This window comes from Streptomyces sp. NPDC029169 (genome assembly GCF_055563935.1).
This window is the reverse complement of record NZ_JBVHXA010000006.1, coordinates 232,254-254,431: the sequence shown is the minus strand read 5'-3', so window position 1 is coordinate 254,431 and position 22,178 is coordinate 232,254. Positions and strand designations below refer to the sequence as shown.

Here is a 22,178-nt window from a genome sequence, read left to right as displayed (position 1 = left end):
CGGCTTGGCCGGAGCGTCAGGCAGAGGCAACGGCGCGGCCTCCGCGACATACGGCGTCGCCAGCAGCAGGACCGTCGAGGCCCCCACCGCCAGACCGGCGGAAACCGGCTTCCGCCAGCCGGCTCTTCGTGCATTGGACATGCGAGTGCCCACTCCCCTAGACGAGTTGAGTCCCTGATCAGACAGGCAAGGACCGGGGCACTGTGGCAGGCGACGACACAGACGATCAACAGGCGGACGGATCGATTCCGCCCCTCTCGCGCGGAGTCATGACCATTTGGGCCCCAGGGTGACCTTTCCCACCCGTCCATAAACTGTTGTTGATAGTGACTCAACGATCGTTCACTGCTAACTTCCCCCGTTTAGACCGGCAGTTAAATGGAACTGGGGCTTCCATTACCTCGTTCCGGCCCCTGCAATCCCCCTCTTCACACCCATTTGTCGCAAGGTCCGGCCCTCATGGCCGGGACCTTGTCTCTCTGCTGTCCACAGACGGAGGAACCCTCATGTCAGTCATTGGCGTGCGCCGAAGAACGCGCACGTTCCGCTCACGGGTGGCCGGTCCGGTCATCCTGGCGCTCGCCGCCTCGCTGCTCGGCGCACCGGCGGTGCAGGCGGCGCAGGCCGGGACCGAGGCCGCCGAGGCGGACTTCTCGAAGATCTGGAAGCCCCCGCACCGGCCGCTGCCCGGCACCAAGCCGGTCAAGGCCGCCGATGTCCGCAGGGCCCATGCGGTCAAGCCCCGTTACCCGGTGCCCGCGCGCTCCACGGCGCAGCCCAGGACGCCGTTCCCCGCTCCGGCTGCCGGCAGCGCCGACCTGACGGGCGCCCCCGGCACGGCTCCGGTCCAGGCCGGCCGCCTGCCGGTGTGGGTGTCCCCGAAGGGCATCACCGCCAAGGCGGGCACGGCCTCGCGGGGCTTGGGCGGCAAGGTCACGGTGGTCCGCGCCGACGACCGTTCCGCGCGTGACGTCGGGGTCAACGGCGCCCTGTTCAGCCTCGCCGCCCAGTCGTCCGGTACCTCCCGGACGGCTTCCCGTGTCCAGGTCGGCCTGGACCTCGCCGGCCTGCAGGCCGCGACCGGGGGCGAGTTCGCCTCCCGCGGCCGCCTGGTGACGTTGCCCGCCTGCGCGCTGACGACACCGAAGGTGCCGTCCTGCCAGGTGCGTACACCGCTGACCACGCGCTACGACAAGGCGACCAAGCGGCTGATCGCCGACGTGGCACTGCCGACGGCCGCGGTCCCCGCCCCCTCCCTCGTAGCGGGCGCGGCGAAGGCCAACAGCCTCCTGCTCGCCTCCCCCGCCGCCCCGATGCTGCTGGCCGCCGAGACCGACTCCTCGGGCCCTGGCGGCACGTACGAGGCCACCGCGCTCGACTCCTCGCAGGCCTGGGCCTCGGGCGGCAGCTCCGGCGCGCTGACCTACGACCACCCCATCCAGCTTCCGCAGGCCCTGGGCGGCAGTGCCCCAGAGGTCGCGCTGAGCTACAACTCCTCCTCGGTGGACGGGAAGACCTCCGTCACGAACGCGCAGGCCTCCTGGATCGGTGACGGCTGGGACTTCAACCCCGGTTACATCGAGCGCGTCTACAAGCCCTGCGACAAGGCGGGCATTCCCGACTCGGGCGACGCCTGCTGGGCGGGGTTCAACGCCTCCCTGTCGCTGGGCTCGCACTCGGGCGCCCTGGTACGTGACGACAAGGCGGGCTCGGCGACGGCCACCACCGACGCCGCTACCGGCGTGTGGCGCCTGAAGAACGACGACGGCACGAAGATCGAGTTCGGCTCCGGAGCCTCCAACGGCGTCCGGGACGGCGCGTACGCGAAGGTCACCGACTCCACGGGCACCACGTACTACTTCGGCGTCAACCACCTGCCCGGCGGTGACAAGACCGACCCGGCCACCAACTCCGTGTCCTCCGTGCCGGTGTACTCGCCCAAGAGCGGCCAGCCGTGTCACGACGCCGCCAAGGGCACCGGCTCCTGGTGTCAGATGTGGCAGCGCCTCTCGCTCGACCAGGTCGTCGACGCGCACGGAAACCTCACCACGTACACGTGGGCTCCGGAGACCAACTGGTACAAGCGCGGCGCGGGCCAGAACAACGGCACCGGCACGATGACCCAGTACACCCGGGCCACCACCCTCGCGAGCATCGGCTACGGGCAGAAGCTCTCCGACCAGATCGCGGCCAAGGGCGCGCTCCAGCCCGCCGCCAAGGTCGACTTCACCGTCTCCGAGCGCTGCGTCGCGGCCGGCACGGCCTGCGACCCCGTCAACCGGACTGTCGCCAACAAGGCCAACTGGCCCGACGTACCGGTGGACAACGAGTGCAAGAGCACCGGCACCTGCGTCTACTACAGCGCCACGTACTTCACCACCAAGCGCCTGACGCAGATCACCACCCAGGCCCGCGTCGGCAACGCCTGGCAGGACGTGGACTCCTACAAGCTGGTCCACTCCTTCCCCGACCCGAAGGACGCGGGCAGCCAGCGTGCCCTGTGGCTGGACTCCGTCCAGCACACCGGCAAGACCGCCACGCCGAACGTCGACCTTCCGGCCGTGTCGTTCACACCCGTCATGCTCCCCAACCGGGTGGACGGGACAAACCTGGTACCGGCCCCGCCGATCATGAACCGTGCGCGCATCCAGCAGATCCGCAACGAGACCGGCGGCGTCCTGAACGTCGACTACAACCTCCCGGACTGCTCGCGCATCAGCAACGTGATGCCGGCGGCCGAGGACAACAACACCCGGGCCTGCTACCCGGTGCGCTGGTCCCCGCCCGGTTCGGTGGCCGACTCCGATCCGGTACTGGACTGGTTCCACCACTACACGGTCAAGTCGCTCACCGAGAACGACATCGCCACCGACTCCCCGCAGAAGATCACCTCCTACGCGTACGACTCTGCCGCCTGGCACCGTGACGACAGCGAGCTGACCGAGACCAACGCCCGTACCTGGGGTGACTTCCGCGGTTTCGCCAAGGTGACCACCACCATCGGTTCGGGCACCGACGGCCCCAAGTCACAGACCATCACCACCTATCGCCAGGGAATGGACGGTGACATCCGCAAGGACGGCACCGCCCGCTCCGCGCACCTGACGGACGCGCTGGGCCGGGACGTCACCGACGTGGACTGGCTCAGCGGCCAGGTCCTGCAGACCGAGGCTTTCGACCAGGCGGGCGGCACCGCCGCCACCCAGACCGTGAACGCTGCCGACGACCCGGTCACCACCGCCACCCACGCCCGCACCGGCCTGCCCGCCCTCGTCGCCCGCTACGCGGGAACCAGGCTCACCACCACGACCCGGGTGAAGCTGGCGGACGGCAGCTGGCGGACGAGCAGCAGCAGCCAGGTCACCGACCCCGCCCAGAACAACCGGACGGTGACCTCGCTGGAGCAGGCCGACGGTGTCCCGGACGAGTGCACCCGTACCAGCTACGCGAGCGGGCCGGACGCCCAGCGCACCGGTCTGGTCTCCGAGGTCCTCAAGGTCTCGGGCGCTGACGCCTGCACCGCGGACCCCATCGCCGCGAACACGGTCTCCCGGGCCCGTACCTTCTACGACGGCCTCGGCTACGGCCAGGCGGGCGCCGCGGGCGCCGCGACCAAGAGCGAGATCCTGGACCGGTACGCCGCTGACGGCACCCCGGTCTTCGTCACGGCGGCCACCACCACGTACGACGTTTACGGCCGCGTCACCTCGACGACCGACCCGAACAGCAAGGACGCACAGCACCCGAACGGCACCACCACCAGCACGGTCTACACCCCGACCGCCGCCGGCGAGCTACCCGGCACGGTGACGGTCTCCGCGCCCGTCCCTGGCCAGGCCACAGGCACCTGGGACACCGTCACCACCTATGACGCCCGCCGGTCGCTGCCCCTGAAGGTGACCGACCCGAACCAGAAGACGACGACCAACGCCTACGACGCGCTGGGCCGCATGACCGCGGTGTGGACGCCGGGACGCACCCCGGAGGCCAACCCCAACGCAGACGTGGTGTTCGGCTACCGCGTCTCCAACCAGGCGGGCGTCCCCTCCACGATCACGACCGGCAAGCTGACCGTGGACGGCACCACCCCGGTGCGGACCACGTCGATCCAGCTGATGGACGGCTTCGCCCACACCCGCCAGACGCAGTCCACCCCGGCGAATCCGGCCTACACCGGCCGCCTGGTGACGGACAGCCGGTTCGATTCGCACGGCCGGGAGAAGTCGGCCAACGCGGCCTGGTACAACGACGCTTCGGCACCGAAGGACATCCTGGTCGCCGCCGCGGACAGCACCATCCCCTCGCAGACGCGGACCAGCTACGACGGCCTCGACCGGGTGACCGTCGTCTCGACGTGGTCGCTGGGCACGGAGCAGCACCGTACGACGACCAGCTATCCGGGCGCGGACCGCACCGATGTCCTGCCGCCGAAGGGCAGCGCACCGACGTCGGTGTTCACGAACGCCCTGGGCCACACCACCGAGCTGTGGCAGTACTCCACTCCCACGCCCACCGGTCTGGCCTCGGACGCGGCCGTCACCCGCTACACCTCGACTTTGGACGGCCAGCCCCTGACCCGCAAGGACGCCGTGGGCAACGTCTGGTCGTACACCTACGACCAGCGGGGCCGCCAGGTCAGCGCGAGCGACCCGGACACGGGTACGACCACCCAGACGTACGACGAGGCCTCCCGTCTGTCGACCATCACCAACGCCAAGAACCAGACGCTCGTCTACACCTACGATCTGCTCGGCCGGAAGACAGGCCTGTACGACGGCAGCGTGAGCGCCGCCAAGCAGCTGGCCAGGTGGACCTTCGACACGGCGACCAACGGCAAGGGCATGCCCGCCACGTCCACCCGCTTCGTGGGCGGTTCCGACGGCAAGGCGTACACCAGCGCCGTGACCGGCTACGACGACGGCGCCCGGGTCACGGGCACGACGATCACCATGCCCGGCACGGACGCGGGGCTCGCTTCCGGCACCTTCACGTACAGCGTCAGCAGCACGCACGACCGGCTCACCGGCAACCCGAAGAGCACGGTCCTGCCGGCGCTCGGCGGGCTGCCGCTGGACGACATCGCGTACTCGTACAACGACTACGGCCAGCTGTACAAGTACGCCGGTGCCACCACGTACGACACGCAGACCGAGTACGACGCCTTCGGGCGCGTGATCCGGTCCACCGTCAACCCGTGGGCCTCCCAGGTCGTGTCCACCACGGTCTACGACCAGGCCACCGGGCGGATCCGCGACCAGTTCACCGACAAGCAGACCTCGACCACCGGCGCGGTGCAGCAGACCGGCTACACATACGACCAGGCCGGCCGGATCACCTCGCTCACCAGCATCGCGGACAACACCCCCGCGCAGACCGACCGTCAGTGCTTCGCGTACGACCACCTGGGCCGGCTGACGACGGCGTGGACGGACACCGGCGGCATCAGCCGGCCCGACCCGCTCACGCACCAGACGGCCGACCAGGGCGCGTGCGCGAACACCACCCCGACCAGCGGTGCCGTCGCCCCGGCGCTGACCACCGTCGGCGGACCGGCCCCCTACTGGCAGGAGTACGCGTACGACCTGACGGGCAACCGCACCAAGCTGGTCCGTCACGACCCGGCGGGTGACACCACCAAGGACGCCATCACCACCCAGACGTTCGGTACTCCGGGGCAGCAGAACGCCCCGACGTCCGCGCCCGCCACGGGCGGCGGCACGGGCGGTCCGCACGGGCTGCTGCTCTCCACGACGAAGACCGGGACGAGCACCAACAACGACAAGTTCCAGTACGACGAGACCGGCGCCACCACCTCCTACCGGGCCGGCAAGGCCGGCACGAGCAGCCTGACGTGGAACAGCGAGGGCAAGCTCGCCTCGCTGACCATGGCCGCCCAGATCAAGGGCATCGGCGGCAAGTGCCTGGACGCGGCGGGCGGTTCGACCGCGGTCGGCAGCCCGCTGCAGATCTACACGTGCAACACGGGCGCGGGGCAGAAGTACTCCACCGCGAACAGCACGCTGTCCAGCGGCAACCGGTGTGTCCAGGCCATGGGCACAACGGCCGGATCGCTGATCACCTTCCAGGACTGTGACGGCGGCGCCGACCAGACCTGGACCCCGCGCGCCGACAGCACGCTGTACAACCCCGCTTCCGGCCGCTGCCTCGCGGTGCCGGGCGACGTCAGCACCGACAGCACGGACCTCGTGCTGGGCGACTGCGGCACCACCGTGCCCGCCGGGCAGAAGTGGACCATTCCGAACACCACCACGACGTACCTGTACGACGCGGACGGCAACCTGCTGATCCGCCGCAACCCCACGACGGCCACGCTCACCCTCGGTAATGACGAGCTGACGGTGAACACGGCCACCCAGGCCCGCACCGGCATCCGCTACTACCCCATCCCCGGCGGCATGACCATCGTGCGCACCGGGGCGGGCACCGCCGCCGGGGCGTTCGTCGCCCAGATCGCCGACCACCACGGCACGAACAACCTCAGCATCGACCTGTCGACGCTGGCGGCCACCCGCAGCCGTACCGACGCCTTCGGCAACCTCCGGGGCACCCAGCCCCCGGGCTGGTCCGGCAACAAGGGGTTCGTCGGCGGCCAGGAGGACGACACCACCGGGCTCACCAGCCTCGGCGTCCGCCTGTACCAGCCGACGACGGGCCGCTTCATCAGCCCCGACCCGCTGCTGTCACCGACGGACCCGCAGCAGTGGAACGGCTACGCCTACGCGAACAACGACCCGGTCGACAACACCGACCCGGACGGCCGCATGTGCCTGCACGGCGCGCCGGGCGGCGGGGCCGACGGGATCTGCGCCGGCGTCGAGGGAGACACCGACGGAGTGGTCGGCGACTACTCCGACAACTGCGCCAACGACTCCTGCCGCGCGGCCTCGGACGCGATGGCGGACCAGGCGCGGAAGAAGGGTAAGTACAACAAGACGCCGGACGGCAAATGGCGGCGAGGGTACAACACCACGCCGCTCGACAACTACAAGTACTCCTACAAGTACTCCTACAGGCACTACCTGGGCCCGGTATCGGAGACCGGCTCGCCCGAACATGTGATGTCGGTCTTCCAGAAGAACCCGCTAAAGGTCTTCCCTTTCCCGATCACCGGCTGCACCGAGTTCTCCGAGGGGGCCGAGTGCACCCTGCACCCCGACGGATCCAACGTGCACCCGACCTGGATCGGAATCCCAGGCGACGTGCGAGTGTCGGTCGCGGCGACCAGTTTCACCTTCGAGGTGGTGAGCGAGGGGTACTTCGACGACCGCGGTTCGACCATCACCTTCAGCGTCGAGCAGAAGGGTGAGGACGTCTACCTCCGCCAGGACGCTATGACTACCGGCTCCAAGTTCCTCCCGACCATGGCCGTCTTCGCCGGCTTCGCGGAGAGCGAGTGGAAGAAGCAGGCCGCAACCCTTGCCATGCTGGTCAAGCCGTGCAAGGTGGGCGAGAGTCGGCTTCCCCCTGACCCGTGGAAGCAGATCGTGGACAACAGGAGGGCCAAGTGGTGACACACGGCTCCGCTGTCTCCTGACCGGACCGACGGAAGCCCCCGGCCGCACCCCGCGGCCGGGGGCTTCCTCCTGTCCGGCCGGTGACCTGCCGGTGCTTCGGCCCGCCAACCGGCGTTCGCTCGCCGCCGGGCGGAGGGACAGCCGCCACCTGCCTGCCTTCGCCCTCGCGGGCAGCACCACGGCATCCACTCATGTGGGACCGGACGGGTCGACCGTCTCATGCATCCCTTGGCTACTTCTGAGTCACCTCTGTGATCGGGTAGCGTCCGCAGCTGCCCGATCCGCTTCGAAGCTCCTGCTCCGTTTTGAGGACCCATGCCTGCCAGTGATGTCCCCGCCTTCGGTGCCCCACGAGGGCGCCGCTCCGCCAGCGCGGCCACCTTGCGGTCCGCCCGGGTCCGGCCGTCCCGGATACCGGGTGGCGGAGCTCTGGTCCCTTGAGATTCCGGATCAGACGCCCAGTCAGTACGCCCGAGGCCCCGGACCCGAACGATCCGGCACCCGCCCCGGGCGTGTACACCGCCGAGCCGGAGGTCGCCGAGGCGCCTTTGTCGGCCCACGAGATAGAGCTCATTCGCGCCTCCGTCTCGGTGGTCGAGCCACTCGCCGCAGACATGACGGTCTACTTCTACGCGATCCTCTTCGCCCGCCATCCCGAGGTGCGGCCGATGTTCCCGCCGGGGATGGACGCCCAGCGCGGCCGCCTGCTGCGCGCGCTGCTGCGCATCGTCGACCTGGTCGACGATCCGGAGAACCTGGTCCGCTTCTGCGGACACCTCGGGCGTGACCACCGTAAATTCGGCGCACTCCGGGCGCACTTCCCCGCCGTGGGTGAATGCCTCCTCGCCTCGCTCGCCCGCTACGCCGGTCCCGCCTGGACCCAGGACATCGCCGCCGCGTGGACCAAGGCATACGGAGCGGTCGCCGACGTCATGATCAGCGCCGCCGAGCAGGACGCGACGGCACGGCCCGCCGTCTGGTCCGCCACGGTCGTGGACCTCGTCCCCTGCGGGCCCGGCATCGCCGCGGTCACCCTGCATCCCCACATGCCCTACGAGCATGCCGCCGGTCAGTACGTCAGTATCGAGACCCCCTGGCATCCCAAGCAGTGGCGCTACTACTCCCCCGCCAACGCGCCCCGCGAGGACGGCACCCTCACCTTCCACGTACGGGCCGTGCCCGGTGGCGCGGTCAGCAATGCGCTGGTGCACCGGGCCGCGGTGGGCGACGTGGTCCACCTGGGCGCGCCGATGGGCGACATGGTGCTGGACGCCGCCGTCCACAGCGACCTGCTCTGCGTGGCGGGCGGCACCGGCCTCGCCCCCATCCGCGCGCTCATCGAGGAGGTGGCCCGGCGCGGCGGCCGGCACCAGGTGAACCTCTTCCTCGGCGCCCGCACCGGTGCCGAGCTGTACGGGGTGGACGACATGCTGCGCATGTCACAACGGCATCACTGGCTGACGGTCAGGGGGGCGGTCTCGGACGAGTACATCCCCGGGATCCGGGGGTCCCTGCCGGAGGTCCTGGCCGAGTACGGACCGTGGTACCAGCACGACGTCTTCCTCAGCGGTCCCGCCCCGATGGTCACGTCGGCCAGGGAGACCCTCACGCTCGGCGGCACGCCTCCGGACCGCATCCATTACGACCCGTTCGACACCCCGGTCCTGGGCACCCCCTGAGCCACCGCCGGTCCATCACGGAGAACCCCATCCACTTCGGTGACCTTGCCCCTCGTACGGAGCTTCGTCACCAGCCCGTGACGGGGCGCGAGGAGCCAGACGACGGCGAACAGGGCCGTCAGGACGACCACCACCGAGCCGCCCGCCGCCAGGTCGTACGCGTAACTCACGTACAGTCCGGCGAGGCTGCCGGCGCACCCGAAGAGGGACGCCAGCGCTGTCATCGCCCACAGCCGTTCCGTCAGCAGCCGCGCCGTGGCGGCCGGGGTGATCAGGAGGGCGAGGACGAGGACGTTGCCGACGGCCTCCAGGGACATCACGATGGTCGCCGTCACGACGACGTACAGCGTGAGGTCCAGAGGGAGCACGGGCAGTCCGGCCGCGCGGGCGGTCTCGCGGTCGAGGCTGACGGCCACGAGTTCCTTGCGCAGGGCCAGGACGACCGCGACGAGGACGGCGCCCATCACCGCCACCCGCCAGATGTCCGCCGCGTCGACGGCGAGGACCTGTCCGAAGAGGAAGGACGACAGGTCCGTCGTCCAGCTGTCCCGGGTCGAGACGAGCACGATGCCGAGGCCGAACGCGAAGGCGAAGAAGACGCCGATGACGGTGTCCTCCTTGAGCCGCCGGTTCTGGGAGACGAAGGCGATGAGCACCGCCGTCGTGATGCCCGCCGCCGCGCCGCCGACGAGCAGGTTGCCCTCGAACGCGTAGGCGAGGGCCACGCCCGGGAAGGCGGAGTGGGCCACGGCGTCGCCGATGAAGGCCATCCCGCGCAGGACGACGTACACCCCGACGACTCCGCAGACCAGGCCGACGATCGCGGCGACGGTGAACGCGCGCCGCATGAACGGCAGCGTCCACGGGTCCGTGAAGAAGGCCAGCAGATCGGTCATGCCGCCGCCTCCTGGGCGCTCGTGGCGGCGACGGCGCGGTCGAGTCCGAAGGCCCGCAGCATCTGCTCCGCGTCCGAGAGCAGTTCGGGTCCGCCCTCGGCGACGACCGTACGGTTGAGCAGGACCACCCGCGTACAGGTGCGGGCGGCGGCCGCCAGATCGTGTGTGGTCATCAGCAGTCCTCTGCCCTCCGCCGCGAGACGGCCGAAGAGCCCGTTCAGGAGATCCTGGGTCGGGACGTCGACGCCGGTGAACGGTTCGTCCAGGAGCAGCAGTCGGGGTTCGGCGGCGAGCGCTCGCGCCACCAGGACGCGCTGGCGCTGGCCGCCGGACAGTTCGCCGATCGGCCGGCGCCGCAGGTCGGTGAGCCCGGTCAGCTCCAGAGCCGCGTCGGCGGCGGCCCGGTCGTGCGCCCGGGGCCGCCGGAGCCAGCCGATCGTGCGGGTACGTCCGCTCAGCACCGCCCCGGCCACGTCTACGGGGAAGTCCCAGGCGAACTCGTGGCGTTGGGGCACGTAGCCGATCGGTCCGTGTGCCTCGACGCTGCCGGACGAGGTCGCCGCGAGCCCGAGGACGGCTCGCAGGAGAGTGGTCTTGCCGGCGCCGTTCGGGCCGAGGAGGCCGACCAGCTCGCCGCCGGAGACGGTCAGCGACGCGTCCCGTACCGCGGTACGGCCGCCCAGGACGACGGAGACCGCGTCGACGCCGAGCAGCTGTTCCGGGGCGCTCACGAGGCGCGCCTGCGGGTGAGAAGGACGGCGCCCGCGCCGGCCGCGGCGAGTGCGGCGGCCGTACCGGCCAGCAGCAACGTGCCCTCCGAGCCGGTCTTGGCCATCGTGCCGCCGGTGGAGGATCCGGAGCCACCCGTCGTACCGCCTGTGGTTCCGCCTGTCGCCGACCCACCGCCTGTGGCGCCTCCGGTCGCACCCCCGGTCGAACCGCCGGTGGAGCCATCCGTGGACCCGCCTGTCGATCCTCCGGTGGATCCGCCCACCGGCACCTGGTTCGGATCACCCGCGCCCACGCTGAAGGCGAGCGTCTCCGTGTCGGTCGACCGCGTCCCGTCGGCGAGGGTGGCGGACATCGTGAAGGTCAGCCGGTACACACCCTCCTTTCCGAAGGCCCAGCCGCCGTGCGCGTGGGTGTTCTGCGGTACGCCGAACGCGTCCGGCACTCCGTCACCGCTGTTGAAGCGGACCGTCGCGCCCGACAGACCGTCGTAGTTGTACAGCGCGAAGTTCCCCGGGCCTTCGGCCTTCGCCAGCCCGAACTCGACCTCGCCCTTCGTCGCACCCGCCGCCATGTTGTCGGTGGACCAGCCGGGCCACAGCAGCCCCGGCTGCTGCACCTGGTCGAGGAGCCAGATCGGGTCGCCCGCCTTCCCGAGGAAGGCGAAGTCCTTGTTCGCCGGGATGGTCTTCTTCGCCTCCGGCTTGACCTGCAGGACCACGGACGACGGCTCGCGCCACACGGTCTTCCCCGGGACCGTGCCGTCCTTGACGTGGATCTGCAGCTTGCCGCCGACGACACGGGCGGCGATGTCGATGTGGCCCTGGTCGAGAACCTTCCGCGCGGTCTCCACCGGCTCCTCGGCGCGGGCCGCGCGACCGACGGCCGGGGCCGCGGCCATGTCCGCATCCCACCGCGCCGGAGGCACGCCGACCGGCGCCGTGGACTCGGGGGTCGGCACCGGACCGGGGGTGGGAGGTGCCGGGGAGGTGAGCGCCGCGTCTCCGACGCGCGCGGTGTACCGCGTCTCCGTCAGCCGCGGTTCTCCGTCCACCTCGGTCTCCGCCGTGAAGGTGAGCGTGAACGTGCCGGGGGTGTCGAACGCCCAGCGGGTCTCCCCGCGCGCACCGGAAGGCAGGTCGTAGCCGTCCGGCAGGCCGTCGGAGCTGTCGAACCGTACGACGGACTCCTGCCCCGCGGCGGCATCGGCATCGACGCCGGCCGGTTCGTACACCGTCAGCGCACCCGGTCCGTCGAGCCCGGTCAGGGACCAGCGCACGGAACCCGCCAGCTCCGTCGGCACGCCGGTGGTGTCCCAGAGGGGGGAGAACTCCCACACGTCCATGCCGCCGGGGCCGATCGCCCGGTGGGTGTCGTCGATGTCGATGACACCGCCCGTCCCGAGGCTCAGGGCTCCGTCGGTCCAGGTCACCGGTGCCACTACCGGGGCTACGACCGGTGCCGTCGGCCCCGGCGTCGCCTGGTCCGTGGGCGGGACGGTCATGGCCGTGCCGCCGAGGGCGAGTGCGCCCGCCGCGGCGAGGGCGACCCTGTTGTTGCGTACGAGCCTCATCGGGCTCAACTCCCCTCCTGGCCCAGGCAACGGGCCAGTTCGTTCGCGTTGTGGCGCATCATCGAGACGTAGTCGTGGATCGTGTCGTCGAAGGAGTCGCCGTAGATGGTGCAGATGCCGACGCCCTCGTCCTCGGCGACGCGGCGCAGGACGTCGGCGCGCGCGGCGAGGTTCGGTTCGAGGAAGACCGCGGGGACCTTCTTCTCCCGGATCGTGGCGCGGAGTTTCGCGATCTCCGCGGCGCTCGGTTCGCGGCTCGGGACGGGGACGACGAAGCCCGCCACCTCCATGCCGTAGGCGTGGGCCAGATAGCCGAAGGCGTCGTGCGTGGTGATGAGCTTGCGGTTCTGTGCCGGGATGCCGGCGAGCTTCCCGGCCACCTCGTCGTCCAGCGCGGCCAGTTGCTTCAGATAGCGCGCGGCGTTGCGCTCGTAGTCGGGCTTCCCCTGGGGGTCGGCCTTGATCAGCTCGGCCTCGATCCGGCGTACGTACGCCTCGGCGTTGGCGACGTCCTCCCAGGCGTGCGGGTCCATCTCGCCGTGGACGTGCTTGCCGATGACGGCCTGGGGCAGCACCCATATGCCCGCGCCCGGACGACCGAGGAAGCCGTACGCCTCTTCCTTGGGCACGGTCTCCTTCGCCCGGTCCGGCACGGACAGCACGACCGAGTCGGTCGCGTGGTAGGTGCGTCGCCCGGTCGTGGGATCGTCGGAGCGGACCTGGACGGACCGGGTCTGCGCGTTGAGCGCCACGTCCGCGTGGCCGCCGTCGAGGACGGTCTTCCCCGCCGGCGCAGAGGCACCGCCTACGACGAACGTGACGACCCCGCTGCCGACGGGCGCGGTCTTCCCGTCGAGGGTCTCGGTGCGTCCCTCGACGGTGAGCCGGTACGTACCCGGCTTGCTGAAGGCCCAGTTGACGTGGGTGTGCGCCTCTGGTGGAAGGGCGAAGGAGTCCTTCGCGTCGAATCCGTCGGTGGAGTCGATGTAGCTCTGCGGGGTGCCGAGGGTGTCTGTCAGATAGACATGGAGATCGCCCGGCCCTTCCAACTTCGTCGCGGTCGTGCGGACTTGGGATCCGTCTCCCGCGACCTCGCCCTCGACGGCCCAGCCCAGCCACAGCACGTTGAGGCCCAGGTCCTCCTTGAGCTTGATGACCGAGCCGCCGTACTGCTCCAGTTTCTCGCTGATCGGCACCTTCGGGGTGCCCTTGGGCGCGTTGGTGTGGATCATCTTCATGATCCCGGGCTCTTCGAGCAGCAGCCCGTTGCTGAAGACGAGATCGGACTTCGCGATCCTGGCGGCGTCGCCGGGGCTCGGCTCGTACGAGTGGGGGTCACCGTGGTGCGGTACGACGGAGGTCACGTCGACCCGGTCGCCGCCCACGTTGCGCACGAGGTCGGCGATGATCGCGGTGGTCGTGGAGACGGTCAGCTCGGCGTCCTTGGAGGACCCGCCGGCGCCTGCTCCGCATCCGGAGGCGAGGAGAACGGTCGCGAGGGCTGCGGCACGGACGCGGCTCATCGGACGGCACGCTTCCGGCGGACGAGTACGAGGGCGGTGACGCCCGCCGCGAGGGCGGTGGCCGCCAGGCCGGCCGGCAGCGCGACGCCGGCACCCGTCGACGCCAGACGGCCGCCGCCCGTGGGCGCGGTGGTCGTGCCGCTGTCGCCCGAGGGGAACGTGGCGGAGGTGGTGCCGGTCGTGGTCACCGACGGGCTCCCCGTGGGGCTCGGCGGTCCGGTCGGCGAGGCGGACGGGCTGCCGGTCGTGGTCGGCGTGGGCGTGGGCGTGACCGAGGGAGACGCCGTGGGAGGCGTGGTGGGGGTCGGAGTCGGCGTAGGAGTCGGGGTGGGCGTCGGAGTCGGGGTCTGAGGAGGCTGCGGGACTGTGCCGTCGCCCGGTACGACCGTCGACGGGTCCACGTCGTCGCCCACGACCACGGCCAGCGTCTCCCGGTCGGAGACCTTCGCGCCCGAGGGGAGGGTGGCCGTCATCTCCATCGTGATCCGGTAGACACCCTCGGCGTTGAAGATCCACAACGGGTGCGCATGGGTGAACGCGGGCAGGTCCACCGTGCCCGGAGCGGCCTTCGCACCGTCCACGGTGACCCCGATGCGCACGCCCAGGTCGGGGTCGTCCTCCCACTGGCCGAGCACGAACCGCCCCGGCCCTTCGATCTTCGGGAAGGTGACCTTCACCCCGCCCCGCACATCCGCCGGCAGGATCTCCATAGTGTTCCAGCCGGGCCAGAGCAGCCCTTCCTTCACCTCGAAGTCCTTGTCCACCCAGAGACTGCTGCCCGGCTCGCCGAACCCCTCGAACTGCGGGACCTCCTCGCGCGGTGGGATCACGATCTCGTGGCGCGGGTCGAAGTGCAGCAGGACGTCGGAGGGTTCACGGAAGACGGTGGTACCGGGGACGGTGCCGTCCTTGATACGGAACTCCAGCTGCCCGTTCCTCAGCCGGGCCGCCAGGTCGAGATGGCCGCCGTTCAGGACGGTCCGCTCTCCGGCGGGTGCCTCCCGCGGCGGCGTATCGGCCGCCTGAGCGAGCGGGGCGGCGGCGAGCAGCGACAGGGCGACCGCGAGAGTCGCGGCTCGTACGGAACGTGGTGCGATGGGGGCCCGCATGACGGGGCGCCTCCTTCAGGCGGGGGAACGAGGGACCACGGCCGCGCCGGGGGCGGTTCGAACGGCGGGCACGGCCCGCCCCCGGCGCGGGGCTTGTGACGCGGGTCGGGTCAGCCGACCTGGAAGGTGTACGTGGCGGAGGTCGGGCCGACCGGCGTGCCGTTGGTCAGCGTGCCGCTGACCTGGAAGGTGGCGGTGTACGAACCGGCCTTGGTGAAGACCCAGTTGGCGTGGTCGTGCTCGGCGGCGGCGACGTCCTTGGTGTTGGTGAGCGTGGCGTCACCGCTGTCGTAGTAGCGGTTGCTCTTCGGGCAGAGGCCGTTCTTGTAGACGGTGAGCTTGCCCGGGCCGCTCACTGAGGTGAGCTTGACCTGCACCTTGTCGTTCTGGAAGACGCCGGGGGCGATGTGCTCGCCGGAGATGCCCGGCCACAGCAGGTTGGTGTTCTCGACCTGCGGCAGGCGGTACACGGTGGTGCCGGCCGTGCCGAGGTGGGTGTAGCAGGTGCCGGTCGGCACGGTGTACGCGGACGCCGGGAGCGCCTGGAGGACGACATCGGCGGGGGCGTACTCGACGTCCGGGGTCACCGACTCGTCGTGGACGTGCAGTTCGAGGGCGCCGGCGGCGTACTCGACGTCGAGGACGTCGACGTGTCCCTTGGACAGAGTGGTCCCGGCGGCGTGAGCGGTGGTCATTCCGCCGACCGCGATGGCTGCGGCGACGGAACCGGCGACGGTGAGAGTGCGCGTGAAGGCACGCAAGAAAAGCCCCCCTTGGGCAGTGGTTGAGTGTGCACGAACTAGCAATACGATAATCGTTTTCAATAACCCCGCGCAAGTGACTCAAGGAGGCCGGCGGGCCCGGAGGGAGGTCGGCGGGCGCGCCCTGCCGTGTCAGCGCACCCGGTGGTCTTCCAGAGGGGCCGCCCTCAGCAGTTCGTCGCCCACGCGCGGCAGGTGCGGTGTGTGGTTGACCAGGCGGGCGGAGTTGCCGACGACGGCGATGCTGCTCGTGTTGTGCAGGAGGGCGGCGAGGACCGGGTTCATGGATCCGCCGGCTCCGGCGATCAGGCCGAGCAGGTTGACGCCGATCGCGAGCCCGTAGTTCTGCCGTACGACACGCAGCGTGTGCCGGCTGAGTTCGACGACGGCTGCGACCTGGCGGAGGTCGTTGCCGGCGAGCGCGATGTCGGCGGTTTCCAGGGCCACATGCGAGGAGTGTTCGCCCATGCTGATGCCGACGTCGGCGAGGGCCAGGGCCGGAGCGTCGTTGGTGCCGTCGCCGACCATGGCGACCGTGTGGCCCTCGGCCTGGAGGTCGCGGATCAGCTGGAGCTTGGCCTCCGGCAGGGCGTGCGCGTGCACTTCGGTGATGCCGAGTGTGTCGGCGACGACCTGGGCGGTCTCGGGTGCGTCGCCGGTGAGCAGGATTAGCCGGGAGACCCCGAGGTCGCCCAGCTGCTGGATGACGGTCTCCGCGCCGGCCCGTACGGCGTCCGAGACTCCGAGCATGCCGATGAGGTCCTCGTCGTGGGCGAGGCAGATGACCGTCTCGCCGCCGCCGCGCAGCCGTTCGGTCCAGCCACGTGCCTCGTCGGTCAGGTCGACTCCGTGCTGGCGGAGCAGGGCGGGGCTGCCGACCAGCAGGCGGGTGCCGTCCAGTTCGGCGCGCATACCCATACCGAGGAGAACCTCGCACGCCTGGTGGATGGGGATGTGCAGGTGCTGTTCTTCGGTGCGGGCGACGATGGCCTGGGCGAGGGGATGACGGGCGTGCAGTTCGCCGGAGGCAGCGAGGCTGAGCACCTCGTCGGCGGTGACGTTCTCGCTGAGGGTGACGACGCTGGTCACGAGGGGGCGACCGAAGGTGAGAGTGCCTGTCTTGTCGAAGACCACGGCGGTGACCCGGCCGATGCCTTCGAGGTGGGTGCCGCCCTTGATGAGGGTGCCGCGGCGGGCACCGTTGCCGATGGCGGCACTGATGGCGGTCGGGGTGGCCAGGCCCGCCGCGCAGGGGCAGGCGATCAGCAGCATGGTCATGGCGCGACGTGGGTCGCGGGTGACCACATAGGTCAGGGCGGCCAGGGCGAAGGAGACGGGGACGAAGCGCTGGGTGAAGCGGGCTGCCACGGTCTGGATCGGAGCCCGGTCCGCCTGCGCCTCCTCGACCCGGCTGATGATCCGGCCCACCGTGGTGTCCCGGCCGACGGAGTCCGCCCGCACGGTGAGCGAGCCGGAGGTGACGATCGTGCCGGCGTAGACGTGGGAGCCGTCGCGGGCGTAGACGGGCAGGGCCTCACCGGTGACCGCGGCCTGATCGACGAGGGCCTCGCCGAAGAGCACATGTCCGTCGACCGGGATGCGGTGGTGTTCGTACACGGCGACGACGTCGCCGGGCTCCACGGTCTCCAGTTCGACCTCCACCTCGACGCCTTCGCGCACGAGCCAGACGCGCTCGTCACCGATGGTGAGCAGCTCCTCGATGGCGCGGCGGGTACGGCGCAGGGTGAGGGTCTGGAGGAACTCGCCGATGTTCAGGAGCCACAGGACCGTCAGGGCGACCACGTTCTCGCGGAGCACGAGCGAGATGACCGTCGCTGCCGTGACCAGGGTGTCCGTGCCCGGACTGCTGCGGCCGCGCAGCGTCCGCAGGGCACCACGGAAGAACGGCAGACCGGTGAATACCGTCACCGCGCCGAGAAGTCCTGAGGAGCCCAGGGTGATCCTTGGCCTGCCCAGCAGGCGTCTCAGGGCCACGAGGGCCAGCACGGCACCGCCGACCACGAGCCGGGCCACCTCTCCGGTGGAGGTGTCGGGCAGGGACCGGGAGGGCTTGGCCACGACCACGGCGGCGGGTGGCGCCTCTTCGAGGGCATCGACGAGCTGTTCGACGTTCAACTGGTCCGGCTCCACCCAGATCACGACACTGCCCGTACGCGGGAAGATCCTCAGCGCTCGGAAACCACTGATCCCGGTCAGGCGGTCGTCGACCAGGCCCGCGCAGCCGGGCCGCGCTTTCAGCCAGGGAACGGTCAGCCGGGCCCGCCCCGCGGCCACGGAGCGGACGAGCACGCTCGACATGATCAGTGCTCGTGTCCGTGATCGTGGTTCACGTCGACCGCAGAGGGCGGCGGTACCTCCTCGCCGAGCGAGGTACGGGCCTCCGCGAGGATGTCACCGGCCTTCAGCCGGGCCTCCTCTGTGGCCGAGGTCAGCCAGCGGCTCGCGACGATGCCGCCGGCGATCCCGCCCACGATCGCCCTGCGTGCGGCGGGCTTCGCCGCGGGAAGACCCTTGATGATCAGGCCGCCCACCAGGCCGGACACCGCGTAGTGAGTCAGCTTGCCGGCAGCCGCGCCGGCGATGGCGAGGGGATGCATGAACAGCTCCTTCCGTCTGCGCCAGGGCGGCGCGACGGTCCTCCCCTCCAGTCTGACCCCGGGAGGTCGACGGGGTCGAGCCGGGCTGCCGAGCCCGCTCACACGCGGGTGGCCTGCCGGTCGGGGAGCGCGACCCGCGCCGCTCTCGCGGTGCGCCAGGAGCCGGCCAGCCGGCAGCCGAGGTAGATCAGGAACGAGAGGGTGGTGACGTATGGGCTGATCGGGACGGAGCTGCCGAGCGCGAGCAGAATCCCGCCCTCCATCGCGACCAACGCGAACGCGATGCTGGCCAGCGGGAGCAGGACGGGCGACGCAGTGATCCGTGCCGCGGCCGCCGCCGGTGTGACCAGGAGTGAGAGGACGAGGAGCGCACCGACGATCTGGACGCAGAGTGCGACGGCGAGGCCGAGGGTCAGCATGAAAGCCAGGGACAGGCCCCGCACAGGAATCCCGCGCGCCTCGGCGACCTCCGGATCGGCGCTGGCGAAGGTCAGCGGCTTCCAGACGACCGCCAGCGCCAGCAGCACCACCGCGGACGTTCCGACGAGCCACCCCATCTGCGGCGTGTCGACAGCGACGATCTGACCGGTCAGGATGCCGAACTTGTTCGCCGCCCGTCCCTGGTAGAGGGACAGGAAGAGGACACCGAGGCCGAGCCCGAACGGCATGATCACCCCGATGATCGAGTTGCGGTCGCGGGCACGGACGCCGAGGAGACCGATCGCTCCGGCGGCCAGCAGGGAGCCGACGATCGAGCCGGCCACGACGTTCAGCCCGAGGAGCAGGGCGCCCGCCGCGCCGGCGAAGGACAGTTCACTGATGCCGTGTACGGCGAAGGGCAGATCACGCATGATCACGAAGACCCCGACCAGGCCCCCGACCAGGCCGAGCAGCGCGCCGGCGAGGAGGGAGTTCTGCACCAGGCCGAGCAGTTCGCCGTAGTTCTCGAAGTTGAATATCTGGCGCCACAGACCGGTGTCGTCCGCCTCCGCGACGACCACCCGACCGGTCATGACAGCCCGCCCCCGTTCGCCTCCTCCGCGCCCGCGCGGCCGGCGTGGTTGTGGACCGTGCCGGCATCGGGCGCCCCCACGACGACGATCCGGCCCCCCACGCGCAGGACGTCGACCCGTGTCCCGTACAACTGGGACAGCGCGGTCGAGGTCATCACCTCGTCCGGAGTGCCGATCCGGAACCCGCCCCCGGCCAGGTACAGGACGCGGTCCACCAGGCCCAGGACAGGATTGATCTCGTGGGTGACGAACACGACCGCGGTGCCGGCGGAGCGCCTGCGCTCATCGACCAGGGCGGTCACGACGCGCTGATGGTGCGGATCGAGCGAGAGCAACGGTTCGTCGCAGAGCAGCACGCGCGGCTCCGTGGCGAGCGCCTGGGCGATACGTACACGCTGCTGCTCGCCTCCCGACAGCCTGCCGACGGCCACGTTCGCGTACGGCGTGGCACCGACCGCCGCGAGCAGCTCGTCGACGCGGTGCCGGACGGACCGGGCACCGAACGGCGGCCCCCAGCGACGCCCGTCGAACCCCAGCCGGACCAGGTCACGGGCGCGCAGCATGGTGTGTGCGGGAAGCGGCTTGTGCTGGGGCACGTACCCGATGTGCCGGCCGCCCAGCCGTGCCGGGCCGCCCACGATCTCCACCTCGCCCGCGGTGAGCTGCTGGAGACCGAGCAGAATCCGCAGGAGGCTGGTCTTGCCCGACCCGTTGGGGCCGAGAACCGCGAGGAACTCTCCTGGTCGCACCTCCAGGTCCATGTCCCGCCACAACACGCGGTCGCCGTACGCGAGGGCAGCTCCCCGCAGGCTGACAGCAGGGCGACTCGCACCGTCCTCCGTTCGCGCGGAGGGATCGACACGGGAGCGGGGCGCGAACGCCTCGGTGCGGTCCATCACCTGTCCAATGCGCCTTGCAGTGCCTCGATGTTGTCGGTCATCCAGCTGACGTAGGTCTCGCCCCGGGGCAGGGTCTCGGTGACGGGAACCACCGGGACACCGGCCGTCTCGGCGGCCGTCCGTACGCGCTCGGTCTGCGGGCTCTCGGTCTGCTCGTTGTACACCAGCGCCTCGACCTGGCCGCCGTCGAACAGCGCAAGCGTGTCCTGGAGCGCCCTGGGCGATACGTCGTCGCCCTCTTCCACGGCCTCGCTGAAGTCCGGCGGGGTCCGGTTGATCAGTCCGCTCGCCTGGACGAGATACATCGGTACGGGTTCGGTGACGGCGACCGCGCTCCCCGCGTGAGTCGCCTTGATCGCGGCGGCCTCGGCTTCGAGCGCTGTGAGCTCCTCCTTGAACGCGGACGCGTTCTGTTGGAAGGCGTCACCCTCGTCGGGGGCCGCAGAGGCCAGTGCGGCGGCGATCCGGTCGGCGAGCTTCCCCACGGTCGGGAAGTCGTACCAGACGTGTTCGTTGAACTCGCCACCATCCTTGGGGGCCTTGCCCGAGATCTGCACGGCGTCGACGACCTCGGCCGATGAATTGTCCGCAGCGCGCAACATCCGGCCGATGAATTCGTCGTAGCCCCCACCGTTGCGGATGACGACGTCCGCCTTCGAAAGGGCCAGCTGGTTCTGCGTGTTCGCCTCGTAGGAGTGCGGATCCTGCGCCGGGTCCTCGATGATCGACACGACGTCGACCCGATCGCCACCGATCCGCTCGGCGACGTCGCCGTACACGTTGGTGGAGGCGACGACTCGCACCGTCGTCTCCACGGCCGGTTCCGGGGCCGCACGCGTCGCCTCCGCACAGCCGACGATCAGGACGACGGCGAAGGCGCAGGCCATGGCCGGCACGGCGCGGCGAGCTGAGGACTTCCGCATGTGCCCGTCCTCCCTGCCGATTCGTATCGACCAGGGGCGAAACAGAAACGGTTATCACCATTATCGGCGCCACCCGGTCCGGGCTCCACCCGGAACGGGCACGCCGCCCCCTGTTCGCGTGGTTCGCGCGTGGCAGGATGATCAACTCAGCCGGGAACAGCTGCTGTTCAAGGCGACAGAACCTAGCTGCAACGCACGGCGCCGGCGCCCACATCGTCGGCGAGCTCCAGATCGCCCAGGAGCTCCGCCGAGGCCGGAGCTTCCCCGCTATGACGAACCTTCGCCGGCGGCCCCCAGGAGCGCGGCGGCGCACCTCTCGGCGAGGTCCTCGGCGTACGGCGGCAGGCTGTCGCCGGCGCGCAGGTGCCGGCGGACGATGGACAGGGGCAGTTCGACCACCGCCAGGGTGACGCGCTCCTGGTCCTCGGGCCCGGTCGCGCCGAGGGTCACCGCGAGGTCGGCGAGAGAGTCGAAGACGCGACGGTTGCCCTCATCGGCGCGATCTCTGTGCTCCTGGGACCAGTCGGCGCGGCCGAACTCCGCGGCGCCGTAGAGGAGGAGCGAGGCCTCTTCCGGGTGCGTGCGGCTCCACGAGATGACATGCCGGGCGGCCGCGCGGGCCGCCCGGCGGGGGTCGGTGTCGCTGTGGAGCGCGTCGAAGTAGCCCTGCTGGAACCGTTCGACGGTGCGCAGCCACACCTCGGCGAGCAGCGCCGAACGCCCGGGGAAGCGGTGGTACATGGAGCCGCTGGGGGCGCCGATCGTCTGGGCTACGGCGGACATGGTCACGGCCCCCGGCCCGCCGGCGCCCAGCCGGACGGCGGCGTCGAGGATCTGATCGGTGTCGAAGCGGGGTGGTCTCGCCATGAATCAGAGAGTACCCTCCACATCATTAGAGACATCTCTCTAATAACCGTTGA

The 22,178-nt window shown here is 70.6% G+C and carries 14 protein-coding genes; 2 read left to right on the top strand and 12 right to left on the bottom strand.

Annotated features, from left to right (window positions below):
- Positions 1–506 precede the first annotated feature (506 nt).
- The gene (locus ACZ4VI_RS14335) at positions 507–7,532 is read left to right on the top strand and encodes a ricin-type beta-trefoil lectin domain protein (protein WP_467999508.1); all 7,026 of its coding nucleotides are present in this window, start codon (positions 507–509) and stop codon (positions 7,530–7,532) included.
- Positions 7,533–8,047: 515 nt separating this feature from the next.
- On the top strand, positions 8,048–9,214 hold the full coding sequence (locus ACZ4VI_RS14330) for a globin domain-containing protein (protein ID WP_467999507.1): 1,167 nt from the start codon (positions 8,048–8,050) through the stop codon (positions 9,212–9,214).
- Here ACZ4VI_RS14330 and ACZ4VI_RS14325 read toward each other — a convergent pair.
- From ACZ4VI_RS14325 to ACZ4VI_RS14270, 12 genes are all read right to left on the bottom strand, one after another.
- Entirely contained in the window at positions 9,175–10,110 is a 936-nt protein-coding gene (locus tag ACZ4VI_RS14325; protein WP_467999506.1) for an anchored repeat-type ABC transporter permease subunit, read from the bottom strand. The genes ACZ4VI_RS14330 and ACZ4VI_RS14325 overlap by 40 nt on opposite strands.
- The gene (locus ACZ4VI_RS14320; protein WP_467999505.1) at positions 10,107–10,841 is read right to left on the bottom strand and encodes an anchored repeat-type ABC transporter ATP-binding subunit; all 735 of its coding nucleotides are present in this window, start codon (positions 10,839–10,841) and stop codon (positions 10,107–10,109) included. Before ACZ4VI_RS14320 ends, ACZ4VI_RS14325 begins: the two co-directional genes overlap by 4 nt.
- Positions 10,838–12,412 carry a choice-of-anchor M domain-containing protein gene (locus tag ACZ4VI_RS14315; RefSeq protein WP_467999504.1) on the bottom strand — a complete coding sequence of 525 codons (1,575 nt, stop codon included), beginning with the start codon at positions 12,410–12,412 and terminating at the stop codon, positions 10,838–10,840. The genes ACZ4VI_RS14320 and ACZ4VI_RS14315 overlap by 4 nt, the downstream gene beginning before the upstream one ends.
- A gap of 5 nt (positions 12,413–12,417) precedes the next feature.
- Positions 12,418–13,935, bottom strand: coding sequence for an anchored repeat ABC transporter, substrate-binding protein (locus tag ACZ4VI_RS14310; RefSeq protein ID WP_467999503.1), 1,518 nt, complete (start codon positions 13,933–13,935; stop codon positions 12,418–12,420).
- The gene (locus ACZ4VI_RS14305; protein WP_467999502.1) at positions 13,932–15,044 is read right to left on the bottom strand and encodes a choice-of-anchor M domain-containing protein; all 1,113 of its coding nucleotides are present in this window, start codon (positions 15,042–15,044) and stop codon (positions 13,932–13,934) included. Before ACZ4VI_RS14305 ends, ACZ4VI_RS14310 begins: the two co-directional genes overlap by 4 nt.
- A gap of 110 nt (positions 15,045–15,154) precedes the next feature.
- The gene (locus tag ACZ4VI_RS14300) at positions 15,155–15,805 is read right to left on the bottom strand and encodes a choice-of-anchor M domain-containing protein (RefSeq protein WP_467999501.1); all 651 of its coding nucleotides are present in this window, start codon (positions 15,803–15,805) and stop codon (positions 15,155–15,157) included.
- A 132-nt stretch (positions 15,806–15,937) separates the two neighbouring features.
- Positions 15,938–18,124: a heavy metal translocating P-type ATPase gene (locus ACZ4VI_RS14295; RefSeq protein WP_467999500.1), complete on the bottom strand. Its 2,187-nt coding sequence runs from the start codon at positions 18,122–18,124 to the stop codon at positions 15,938–15,940.
- Positions 18,125–18,126: 2 nt separating this feature from the next.
- On the bottom strand, positions 18,127–18,423 hold the full coding sequence (locus ACZ4VI_RS14290; protein ID WP_467999499.1) for a DUF1490 family protein: 297 nt from the start codon (positions 18,421–18,423) through the stop codon (positions 18,127–18,129).
- A gap of 98 nt (positions 18,424–18,521) precedes the next feature.
- Positions 18,522–19,436, bottom strand: coding sequence for a metal ABC transporter permease (locus tag ACZ4VI_RS14285; RefSeq protein WP_467999498.1), 915 nt, complete (start codon positions 19,434–19,436; stop codon positions 18,522–18,524).
- Positions 19,433–20,332 (bottom strand): metal ABC transporter ATP-binding protein, encoded by a 900-nt coding sequence (locus tag ACZ4VI_RS14280; protein WP_467999497.1) that lies wholly within the window; start codon positions 20,330–20,332, stop codon positions 19,433–19,435. Before ACZ4VI_RS14280 ends, ACZ4VI_RS14285 begins: the two co-directional genes overlap by 4 nt.
- On the bottom strand, positions 20,332–21,258 hold the full coding sequence (locus tag ACZ4VI_RS14275) for a metal ABC transporter solute-binding protein, Zn/Mn family (RefSeq protein WP_467999496.1): 927 nt from the start codon (positions 21,256–21,258) through the stop codon (positions 20,332–20,334). Before ACZ4VI_RS14275 ends, ACZ4VI_RS14280 begins: the two co-directional genes overlap by 1 nt.
- A 267-nt stretch (positions 21,259–21,525) precedes the next feature.
- A complete protein-coding gene (locus tag ACZ4VI_RS14270) occupies positions 21,526–22,125 on the bottom strand; it encodes a TetR/AcrR family transcriptional regulator (RefSeq protein ID WP_467999495.1) in 600 nt (199 codons plus the stop codon).
- Between the last annotated feature and the right edge of the window lie 53 nt (positions 22,126–22,178).